The organism is Streptomyces sp. NPDC005195 (assembly GCF_040608315.1).
Classification (GTDB): Bacteria; Actinomycetota; Actinomycetes; order Streptomycetales; family Streptomycetaceae; genus Streptomyces; species Streptomyces kaempferi.
Genome location: NZ_JBEXHZ010000027.1, coordinates 83,455 through 92,730 on the forward strand (window position 1 = coordinate 83,455; position 9,276 = coordinate 92,730).

Annotated in this window: 11 protein-coding genes and 1 pseudogene; 4 read left to right on the plus strand and 8 right to left on the minus strand. The window is 68.7% G+C overall.

What is annotated here, in order from left to right; translation table 11 throughout:
- Positions 1–373 precede the first annotated feature (373 nt).
- Together ABZV34_RS25020 and ABZV34_RS25025 are read left to right on the plus strand one after the other, a co-directional pair.
- On the plus strand, positions 374–613 hold the full coding sequence (locus ABZV34_RS25020; RefSeq protein ID WP_356280704.1) for a hypothetical protein: 240 nt from the start codon (positions 374–376) through the stop codon (positions 611–613).
- Entirely contained in the window at positions 613–990 is a 378-nt protein-coding gene (locus ABZV34_RS25025; protein WP_356280706.1) for a fic family toxin-antitoxin system, toxin component, read from the plus strand. The genes ABZV34_RS25020 and ABZV34_RS25025 overlap by 1 nt, the downstream gene beginning before the upstream one ends.
- Positions 991–1,184: 194 nt before the next feature.
- Here the strand turns inward: ABZV34_RS25025 and ABZV34_RS25030 are convergent, their stop codons facing one another.
- Positions 1,185–1,616, minus strand: a complete 432-nt coding sequence (locus ABZV34_RS25030; RefSeq protein WP_356280746.1) for a transposase — start codon at positions 1,614–1,616, stop codon at positions 1,185–1,187.
- A gap of 122 nt (positions 1,617–1,738) precedes the next feature.
- Here ABZV34_RS25030 and ABZV34_RS25035 point away from each other — a divergent pair, with 122 nt between their 5' ends.
- On the plus strand, positions 1,739–1,933 hold the full coding sequence (locus ABZV34_RS25035; protein WP_356280709.1) for a hypothetical protein: 195 nt from the start codon (positions 1,739–1,741) through the stop codon (positions 1,931–1,933).
- A 529-nt stretch (positions 1,934–2,462) separates the two neighbouring features.
- On the opposite strand, the gene ABZV34_RS25040 is transcribed toward ABZV34_RS25035, so the two are convergent.
- From ABZV34_RS25040 to ABZV34_RS25070, 7 genes and pseudogenes are all read right to left on the minus strand, one after another.
- Complete coding sequence (locus ABZV34_RS25040) at positions 2,463–2,888, minus strand: hypothetical protein (RefSeq protein WP_356280712.1); 426 nt, start codon at positions 2,886–2,888, stop codon at positions 2,463–2,465.
- The gene (locus tag ABZV34_RS25045) at positions 2,885–3,334 is read right to left on the minus strand and encodes a hypothetical protein (RefSeq protein WP_356280714.1); all 450 of its coding nucleotides are present in this window, start codon (positions 3,332–3,334) and stop codon (positions 2,885–2,887) included. The genes ABZV34_RS25040 and ABZV34_RS25045 overlap by 4 nt, the downstream gene beginning before the upstream one ends.
- Positions 3,292–3,942, minus strand: a complete 651-nt coding sequence (locus ABZV34_RS25050; protein ID WP_356280717.1) for an LLM class flavin-dependent oxidoreductase — start codon at positions 3,940–3,942, stop codon at positions 3,292–3,294. Before ABZV34_RS25050 ends, ABZV34_RS25045 begins: the two co-directional genes overlap by 43 nt.
- A 13-nt stretch (positions 3,943–3,955) precedes the next feature.
- Positions 3,956–5,677: a permease gene (locus ABZV34_RS25055; RefSeq protein WP_356280720.1), complete on the minus strand. Its 1,722-nt coding sequence runs from the start codon at positions 5,675–5,677 to the stop codon at positions 3,956–3,958.
- A 162-nt stretch (positions 5,678–5,839) separates the two neighbouring features.
- Positions 5,840–6,769 (minus strand): hypothetical protein, encoded by a 930-nt coding sequence (locus ABZV34_RS25060; RefSeq protein ID WP_356280723.1) that lies wholly within the window; start codon positions 6,767–6,769, stop codon positions 5,840–5,842.
- A 98-nt stretch (positions 6,770–6,867) separates the two neighbouring features.
- A complete protein-coding gene (locus ABZV34_RS25065) occupies positions 6,868–7,305 on the minus strand; it encodes a hypothetical protein (RefSeq protein WP_356280726.1) in 438 nt (145 codons plus the stop codon).
- A 129-nt stretch (positions 7,306–7,434) separates the two neighbouring features.
- Positions 7,435–7,856: pseudogene (locus ABZV34_RS25070) on the minus strand (cation transporter dimerization domain-containing protein); the annotation flags it as partial.
- A 579-nt stretch (positions 7,857–8,435) separates the two neighbouring features.
- Here ABZV34_RS25070 and ABZV34_RS25075 point away from each other — a divergent pair.
- Positions 8,436–8,762: a DUF6247 family protein gene (locus ABZV34_RS25075; protein WP_356280749.1), complete on the plus strand. Its 327-nt coding sequence runs from the start codon at positions 8,436–8,438 to the stop codon at positions 8,760–8,762.
- Positions 8,763–9,276: the final 514 nt, after the last annotated feature.

Here is a 9,276-nt window from a genome sequence, read left to right on the forward strand (position 1 = left end):
TCTGCCCGTATGGCAGTCCTGGCCATCGCCGGCCGACTGACCAGAGCGTCGCGGACTGGCCAGCCCCCCCGCAGGGTGACGTAAACAGAACAGAGGGCAGGCTGGCGGAGACGAGCCGGGGTACGGCTTGATCATCTTGCGCGGCTGCAAGCTCGGGGCTGCGCGAAGTCAGGCGGCGCCGTGGTGGTGCCACCACTTCGGGAGCTGACGGAAGGACTGGTCGACGGGCTGTCCTTGCATCGAGTGCCATCCCGGGGTAACGCATACCGGCAGTACGCCGCGTGGATTGCAGCGGCATCGCCGATCGACCTCGGCATGCTCAGTCCAACCGGCGTGGTGCCACACTCTTGGTAACGGGTGTTACCATAGGCGTATGGCGAAGACACAGCTGGGTGCGCGCGTAGATAAGGACGTCGCGGAAACCGCGAAGAAGCGTGCCGCTGACCTGGGACTGAGCGTCGGCGACTACCTTGCGAGGCTGGTGCAGGATGATGCCAGCGGGTTGCGCGCGCGTTCGGTGGGTGCAGCCGCCCGATTCCTGGCTGAACACCAGGGGATCTTCGACGAAGCTGAGGAAGCCCAGCAAGCACCTAAGGGAGCACGCGCGGCTTGATGGAACTGCACATCGACGTTCCCTGGATCCTGCAAGTCGCCGAGGCTGCCGGCGCCGACGATCCGACTCCTGATGACTATGGCGTCCCCGTTTCAGCAGTGGCCCGACACCAGGCTGAACTGTTCGAGAGGCCCGTCTATCACGGGCCTTACGCCAAAGCAGCCGCCTTGGTACACAGCCTTGGCCGATGCCGATGGTTGGAGCGTTCTAACATGGCCGTCGCGGCTGCCTGTGGCGTGATGTATCTCGAAGCTGCTGGAATCCCCGTCAAGGCTGGCCGTGAGGACGCAATCGCTCTGAAGGACTTGCTCCTGGACCCCGCCTGTACTGCCGGAAGAATCGCCGCCCTGCTGCGAACCTGGCCCACCGCCACCTAACGCGGGCAGGGGAGGGCGGATTGGTGCGGCGAGCCATTTCCCAGATCCACGGTGCTCAGAGTCGCTCCAAAGGATCCGTGGGCCAAGTTTGACGGGTCATCCGCTGCGCATGAGCCAACCCGCTGCCTGCACCAGATGACCCAGGCTCTACCAATACCGACAGGAAAACCCCACCCGTTACTGACTTCGGCGTTTCAGGGTGAGGTTGGTGTGTCGAGGGTGAGTCCGGTGCCGGCTATGAAGCCGTCAAGGGTGTGGGGCTGGTATTGAAGGCGTTTGAGGTGGTTGCGGACGAGTGTCTCACGTCGGTCGAGGGCCATGACGGCGAGGTTGGCGAGGCTGCGTTTGATGTGGGCCCATAACCACTCGACCGGGTTGAGGTCGGGTGAGAAGGCGGGCAGCAGGAACACCATCAGCCATGCCCGCTCGGCGACGAGGGCCCGCATCCTTCGGGAGACATGGGTGTTCAGCCGGTCCCGGACCAGCACGATCGGGGCCCTGACCAGTTGGTGGACGCCGTCGATCAGCGCGATGAAGTCCCGCTCACCCATGCTGCGACGTGCGCCTTTCCCCGCAGGATGGCTCCGCAGACGGTGACACAGCCGGGTCCGCGACCTCGGCCGCATCGCGATCAGCCCGGCCACCGACAGCCGTCGAATGCTCAGGGTAACGACCTAAGGTGCAGCTTTCTCGACGGTGTGTGACTCTCATGTCACCCGCAGTTTCCACTTTCCCAGGAGACATCACCATGGCCGAGAACAAGAGCGACCGCGCAGACAAGAAGAACGTCCAGAACATGACCCCCGAAGAGCGGCGCGAGGCCGCAGCGCGCGAGGGCCGCACTGCCCAGAAGGCAGACACGGCTCCCCGCTTCTCCAGCGAGGAAGCCCGCGAAGCGGGCCACGAGGGCGGTAGCGCGGGCCAGACGAAGCGCCAGCACTGACGGCCACACAGCGTCACAGGCCCCTCTCCCACATCCATCTGGTAGAGGGGGAGCCAGGACTGCCGGCCGCCGCAGGCGAACCCCCAGTCCTGCGCCCCGGCTGCACACCCCCGACCACACCAGGTCGCAGTGGTGCGCAGCCGGGGCACGTGACCGTGCAGGCCCTGTGCAACCACCTGCCCCCGTTGGAGCCTCCCCGCACCCGCCCCGTCCTGGCGGTATCCGGATGGCCGGTACGCACGAAGCCCCGGTCCGGTGTCCGATCCCGGCCGGGGCTACGTGCACAGCTGTGAAGGGCGGTCGCCTACGAGGCGAAAGGCTCCATGAGGCTTTAGCCGAACGATCCTCCTCATGAGCTAGAGGTGAGGCCAGGGGACACGGTCCCCTTCACAACCACGCCTGGTGCAACCGGCGTACGGCCCCGGATGTTCCCCACCCGTCATGCCGTTCGGGCACGCTGGAGGCGGCTGAGTACGGCTACGGGCGAGTCGAGGAAGCCCGCATTGGGATCGTCGGCTTGCCACGTTCCCTAGCGTCGGCGGGTGAGGCGGACGGTGTGCGCGGCCCGTTCGCTGACCGGATAGGACCTGATGCTCGACCTGCGGGACAGCGGTAGCGAGGCGGTGGGTTCCTCCACGATGAACTCGGCTGTCGTCAGGCCGCGCACGGGCTCCGCGCCTCGTTTCGCCACGGGCAGGTTGAGCAACAGCCGGTCGTCACCCGGCAGCAGATCGCCCTGCCAGGCACCGAAGACGATCGTGTATCCGCGGCGCATCAGGTAGCCGCTCCCGGCGTCGGCGAGCGTGCGTGGCCGGTTGGTGGCTGCCTTCGGGTCCACGGTGTAGCGGGCGGTGAGCACTTCGTACGCCGCGGTGCCGGGGAAGCGGTGGCCTCCGGCGAACGGCTCGCGGGCGTGTACCTCCAGGCGGACCGGGCGCTCCGGACCAGGACTCACCGGCCTGCCTCCTGAACCGCCGGGGAAACAGAGTGCCAGCCCAGCTCGGGGGCGATCAGATGCCGGACGTCGTGCAGGATCTGTTCGTACTCCTCCCGGTGGAACTCGTACGGCAGCTCCAAGCGCAATTCCGACACCTGCGTGAGGACGGGGTCGGCAGCCAGCTGTTCCAGGATCTGTTCCGCGGTGCCGACCACGTCAGGCGCGAACAGGAGCTGTTTCCCGCCCAGCGCTGCCAACGTCTGCGGCTTCAGGGTGCGCTCGTGCCGACTGGCCGCGTAGTTCCGGTAGCGGGCCCGAGTGGCCGGGTCGGCGCTGTCGAACGGCACGATCACCCGCCCGAGCGCCACCCGCGCCGCCGGCCGGACGTCGCCCAGGCTGCGTCGGTACTCGGAGAACAGGTTCAGCTGGGCGGTGGTGAAGTCGTCGGTGTCCTCGCCGGACACGATGTTGCCGGACAGCAGGTTGAGACCGTTAGCGCGGCCCAGCGGACCGAGCGCAGGCTGCCTCCGCCGTTCCAGATCCGCTCCACCAGACCGGGGTTGTGCGGCTGCAGTCGCGGCCGCTGGGTGTTGCCGGGCGACTGGATCACGGTGTCCGGGCCGCCGAGGTAGTCGCCGCGCAGGTTGTCGACGAGGCGGGCGATCCTGCCGTACGACAGGTCGAAGCTGCGCCAGTCCCCGTCGTACACCAGGTCGCCGAGGAGTTCGGCATGGGGCATGCCGGTGCTGAAGCCGACCTGGAGGCGGCCCTGGGACAGTACGTCGGCCAGTGCGAGGTCCTCGGCCAGGCGGAACGGACTCTCGTAGCCGATCGGGATGACCGCGGTCCCCAGTTCGACCCGCTCGGTGCGTTGGCCTGCCGCGGCGAGGAACACCGCGGCCGAACCGACGCCGTGTTCGAGGTGGCGCTGGCGGATCCAGGCGCCGTTGAAGCCGAGCCGTTCGCCGTACTCGAAGAGTTGGAGTGTTTCCTCCAAGCCGGTGTAGGGGTCGCCGCCGGCGAAGTTGCCCGGGGTGAGAAGGGCCAGGGAGGTGATGGTGGGTGTGTTCATGCGACCGTGGTCCTCAGCTCGTGGTGGTCTCGGCGGTGGGGGTGGGGACGCGGCCGCCGGGGATTGCCGCGAGCAGTTCGCGGGTGTACTCGTGGCGGGGGAGGGTGAACAGTTCGTCCGGCGGGCCTGTCTCGACGATGCGGCCGGCCTGCATGACGGCGACCTGGTGTGCGATCTGACGTACGACGGCCAGGTCGTGCGAGATGAGCAGGTATGCCACTCCCGTGTCGGCCTGCAACTCGACCAGCAGGGAGAGGACTTGGGCCTGCACGGACACGTCGAGCGCGGAGACCGGTTCGTCGCAGACCACCAGGTCGGGGGAGAGGGCGCGGGCGAGCGCCACGCGCTGCCGCTGACCGCCGGACATCTCCGCTGGCCGGCGCTCCAGCGTGGCGGCGGGCAGCGCCACTCGGTCGAGCAGATCGCGGGTCCGGGCGAGCCGGGAGGCACGGTCGCCGACCTTGAAGGCGCGCAGCGGTTCGGTGATCACCTCGTCGATGGAGAATCGGGGGTCGAGCGAGGCGTAGGGGTTCTGGTAGACGAGCTGGGCGTGGCGGCGCAGATGCCTGGCCCGGGCGCCCTTGGCGGTGGTGGCGTCGGTTCCGTCGAAGAGGATCTGTCCGGCGGTCGCGTCGGCGAGGCGGAGCACCAGGCGGGCGGTGGTGGACTTGCCCGAGCCCGACTCGCCGGCCAGGGCGAGGGTTTGGCCCCGGTGCAGGGTGAAGCTGACGTCGTCGACGGCGCGCAGGGTGCGGGGCCCGTCCCCTGCGCGGGGCAGCCTGAACTCCTTGACCAGGTTGCGTACCTCGACCAGGGGCGCCGTATCCGGCTTGGGGACGGTGGTGGCCGGGATGCGGGGCCGGGCGGTGGTCTGGCTGGGGGCGCTGGCCAGCAGGTGCCGGGTGTACTCGTCCTGCGGGTTGGCCAGGATGTCATGGGTGGGGCCTGCCTCGACGAACGCGACCACGCCGCCGAAGCTGATGCCGCCTTTCCACAGCACGACGGCGAGCGGCACGTTGCCGATGGAGCAGACGAACGAGGCGATCGCGACCAGCGGGCCGATGATCGGCCCCCACAGCTTGGCTGCCAGCGGGTGGCCGTCGAAGAAGAACGTGCGCCAGAACGAGTCCGGCACCCACGCGGCGATCGCGCCGGCGATGAGCAGGCCGATGACCAGGTCCCGCAGGATCGCGGCCCATTCCATGACGAAGACGTGGCTGGTGGAGGTGAAGCCCTCTCGCGACAGTAGGCGCCCGGCGAAGGAGCCTTCGCGCTGCACGGACATGTCCATCGCGGCGTGGCCCTCCATGGAGCCGGCCAGTCCCCGTTCGGCCTGCTCGCGGGCCTCGCGTAGGAGCTTGTCGCGCAGGAACAGGCGGAACAGCACCGCCAGGACGACGATCATGATGGGGCCGCCGAAGAACTCCGCCGCGGTGAACTGCCAACCCATCAACAGGGCCAGGATCACGCCTAGTTCGACGACGAGATTGGTGGAGGCGATCTCGAAGCCCATCGCGGCGGTGAAGTTGGCGCCCTTGCGGAACAGGGAGCGGGCCAAGGCCACCGCCGCGTACGAGCAGGAGGACGAGGCGGCGCCGAGGCCGGCGGCGATGGCGAGTGTGCGGGGACGGTCGTCGCCGAGCAGGGAGACGACGGTGGACTTGCGGACGACGGCCTGGACGACGGCTGACAGGGCGAAGCCCAGGATCAGCGCCCAGGTGATCTCCCAGGTCATGGAACCGGTGATCGACAGAGCATGCAGTCGGCGTGGATCATCCCTGAAGCCTTCCGACAAGGGCACGGCATAGGGCCCACCGACACGTCGCACCTGCGTGGTACGGGGTGGCGGGGGTTGCGCGCGGGGCGCCACCCGCGTGGGGTGGCGCCCCGCGGGGGTTCAGCCGACGTTCAGGGTCAGGGCAGCGGTGTGGAGTGTGCCGCCGGTCTGGAACTGCAGGAACAGCCGCCAGTTCCCGGAGGTCGGCAGTTCCGCGTTGAAGGACAGTTCCGGCCCGCCGTGGTCACCGTTGACCTTGGTGGTCGGGTGCAGGTGAGCGAAGGCGGTGTCGCCCTCATGGAAGGCGGTCAGGTGTGCGTACGTGTCGAGGTAGGGCTGGAGGTCGGCGACGGGCTTGCCGTCCTTGGCGACGGTCACCGTCATCGGGTGCTCCATCCCGGCCATCGGCTCGCCCTTGACGGTGACGGTGTAACCGTCGACCTCCGCGGTCTTGCCGGCGGCCGGCAACGGCGTCTTCGACGCCGTGCCCGGAACCGAGACGGTACGGGACAGGACGAATGCCGTGCCCTTGCCGGATCCGCTGTCGGGGGTGAAGGAGGCGAACATCCGCCAGGAGCCGGGCGTGAGCGTGGCCAGGTCGGCGGTCCAGGTGCCGTCGGCGGACATGGTCGGGTGGATGTGCTGGAAGCCGGTCAGGTCGGAGCGGATGGCGTAGAAGTGCATCCGCTTGGTCTGGTCGACGCCGAAGGCGGTGACGGGCTTGCCGTCCGGGCCGGTGACCGTGAACCGGTAGGCGGCCTGCTTGCCGGCCGTCAGGGTCGTGTCCTTGCTGGTGAGGCGGTAGCCGTCCTTGTTGTCCGTGAGGCCGTTGCTGGCAGCCACGTGGTCCATGCCGGGCATGTCACCCATGGAGGGCGAGGTGCTCGCCGAGGAGGACGTGGACGGCTTGGTGCCGTGGTCCATGCCGGGCATCGAGGAGGAACTGTCGTTGGAGGAGCCGCAGGCGGCCAGCGTCAGCGCAAGGGCGGCTGCGGTGCCGGCCGCCGCGAGGGCACGACGGCGCACGGTGGAACGGGTGGAAGCGAACATGGTGTGGTCTTTCCGGTGGGCGCACCACGCCGGGCGGGCGCGCGGAGGTGAGCAGGACGCATGCCGAGCCCGGTAGTCCGGGTTCCGGCGGGGTCCTGTCAGGTCCGCGCGATACACATCTGGAGGAGCAGACTTCGGCCGCCCGGGGGCGGTGGGCCGCGCCGCCCCGTCCGGCCCGGGATCAGGATGCGGCCCGCGAGGACCAGGGACGTGAGGACCGCGACGACGGCGAGTAGTCCGGGTGCGGTCAGCGGGGTCGTGTCGCGTGCGGGCGTCGAGACGCACGTCGTGCCGTCCATGGCCGCCGAGCCTGACGCCTGCCGCAGGCCGGGATGCGTCGTCGGGGGCGCCGTCGTGGACTGCGTCGCGTGCGGATCTTCGCTGTTGTGCATCCCGGCGGGCGCAGACATCGCGCCGTGGCAGCCTTCGGCGGCGGTGGCCGGGGCGCCGTGCATGAGGAACAGGCCGAACAGGACCGCGCACAGCGTCAGCAGCCGGGCGAAACCCCGTCTGCGCGCCTGTCCACTGCCTGCCACCGCTGCTTCCTTTCCTCACGCCATCGACACGCCTGATCTGTCGCTACTTCGGCTCGACCATACCCCGGCCCGGTACCCGTTGGCCGGTGCATCAAGCCGCTACGGCCGCCGCCGTACCCCGTGCAAGGATCATCCCGCGTGGTGAGCCAGGGCGGCATGCGGGTCGCTGCACCCGGCGGTGTGGTCGGTGTGCACGGCGGCGGCGGTCAGCCGTGGGACGGCTGGATCAGGGCGTGCTCGGCTGCGACGGCCAGGTCGTGGGCTTGGACCACGGTGAGGTCGGGGTCGACGACGATGTCGGCCTCGGCCCGTAGGGCGTGGCCGATCCAGCGCATGCGGACCTGCCCGACGTCGCGGACGCCATCGACATCGCGCAGCGCGGTCTCGGCGGTGTCGACCAGGGCGGGATCGACGGAGTCCATCAGGCGGCGGTTGACCTCGCTGGCGGCGTCGCGCAGCACCATGAGGATCGCGGCGGTGATGAGCAGGCCGACGATTGGGTCGGCGGCCCGCCAGCCCAGTGCGGCGCCGCCCGCGCCGAGCAGGACGGCTCCAGTTGGATCGCCTGCCGCATGACTACTCCGGCGCCGTACCGATGTGATCCGTAGTACCGTGTGTATCGGTACCATCGAACGCTACCGATAGGAGTCCGAAATGCCAGCAGCAGGAGAGGCGGAACGTGCGCCCAATGTTGCAAAGACTGTGTGGGAAGCTGCCGGAGCACGGGCTCAGTCAGAGGGCCTGACCCTCACATGGATCATGCGTCGCGCCCTTACCGAGTACGCCGCCGGAACGTTGCCTTTGCCACGCGCCACTCCCGATTCCGACGCAGGGAATCGCCGTGGCCGAAGCGTCTTCGCGACGGACGATCTGTGGTCCCGTGTCGACGAGCGACGCACACAGGACGCGGTCCGCTCCATGTCCGCCCTCTGCGAGATTCTGCTGGACGCATACGCCCGCGGCGACATTCATCCCTACGCTCGCATGATCACTACCGCCCAGCGCGACGCCCTGACCGCACAGCACCCATCTGACAGCAATGGCGCCGCCGGCGTGACAGCCGTGCCTCTAGTTGCCTGATCTCACGGCCGCGCAAAGGAGCATGCACAGTGACCGCTTCCACCGTGGGCATGCAGGGGTCCGTTCCCCGCATGCCCGAACGCACACCCAAGGCACTGCGCGCCGCTATCGCACGGCACACGCCCAAGCTCCTGCCCGACTTCGACCGAAACTGGCGTGAGAAGATCGCCGACACTTACGATCTGGCCCCTGTGCCGGCCTTCATGGCCCGCTGGTGGGCAGAATTCGCCCTTGCCCGGGACCCCCAGCTCGAGACCAAAGTCCACAGCCTGGAGGACGAGGCCTCCCAAGCCACGGATAACGCCCGAGCTAAGAGCCTCGTAGAGGAAGCGGGACGACTGCGCCGCGAAGCCAGTGGGGCGGAACCCGGCCAGTGACCGACGGATTCATGGGACCGCCCTGGCAGGCAGACTGGACGAAGGAAGCGGAAGACAATAGAAACGCCCCCCTCTCTGTCAGCCTTGGGTGAGACGTCCCGTTCTGCGGGGTTAGCCTGAGAGGGCCCGACAGGAGAATCGCCCCCTATGCCAAGCACCGAGCCCGTCGGGTCCGACCCGGCACCCAGGCTGAGGTTCCGACTTGTATGGCTGTAGCGGAGCGCGGTCGAGTTGGCCGCTCGTAGCGTCTCCGTAGGACGCCGGATCGGATGGCTCGTGAGGTTCCTGCCGCCTTCCGGGGCTGGCTCTCCGGGGGTGTGCCACCGACCCGGCGTCCGTCTGCGGCCTGACTCAACAGAGGCGTGTCCCGGCCCGTTTGGTTCCGGAAGTCGGAGTGTCGGCCGTGGACGTCTCTGTCAGTCACGCACCTGTTGGGAGCACCGTCCCGTGGTACTGCTCGGAGTTGATCCACACAAGTCCACCCACACCGCTGCCGCTGTGGCCGCCGACAGCC

Bases quoted from the DNA above. Each gene is read 5' to 3' on its own strand.
- ABZV34_RS25075 (WP_356280749.1), top strand. From the start codon at position 8,436: ATGCAGGGGTCCGTTCCCCGCATGCCCGAACGCACACCCAAGGCACTG.
- ABZV34_RS25030 (WP_356280746.1), bottom strand. From the start codon at position 1,616: ATGCGGCCGAGGTCGCGGACCCGGCTGTGTCACCGTCTGCGGAGCCAT.
- ABZV34_RS25055 (WP_356280720.1), bottom strand. From the start codon at position 5,677: ATGACCTGGGAGATCACCTGGGCGCTGATCCTGGGCTTCGCCCTGTCA.
- ABZV34_RS25050 (WP_356280717.1), bottom strand. From the start codon at position 3,942: ATGAACACACCCACCATCACCTCCCTGGCCCTTCTCACCCCGGGCAAC.
- ABZV34_RS25035 (WP_356280709.1), top strand. From the start codon at position 1,739: ATGGCCGAGAACAAGAGCGACCGCGCAGACAAGAAGAACGTCCAGAAC.
- ABZV34_RS25020 (WP_356280704.1), top strand. From the start codon at position 374: ATGGCGAAGACACAGCTGGGTGCGCGCGTAGATAAGGACGTCGCGGAA.
- ABZV34_RS25025 (WP_356280706.1), top strand. From the start codon at position 613: ATGGAACTGCACATCGACGTTCCCTGGATCCTGCAAGTCGCCGAGGCT.
- ABZV34_RS25060 (WP_356280723.1), bottom strand. From the start codon at position 6,769: ATGTTCGCTTCCACCCGTTCCACCGTGCGCCGTCGTGCCCTCGCGGCG.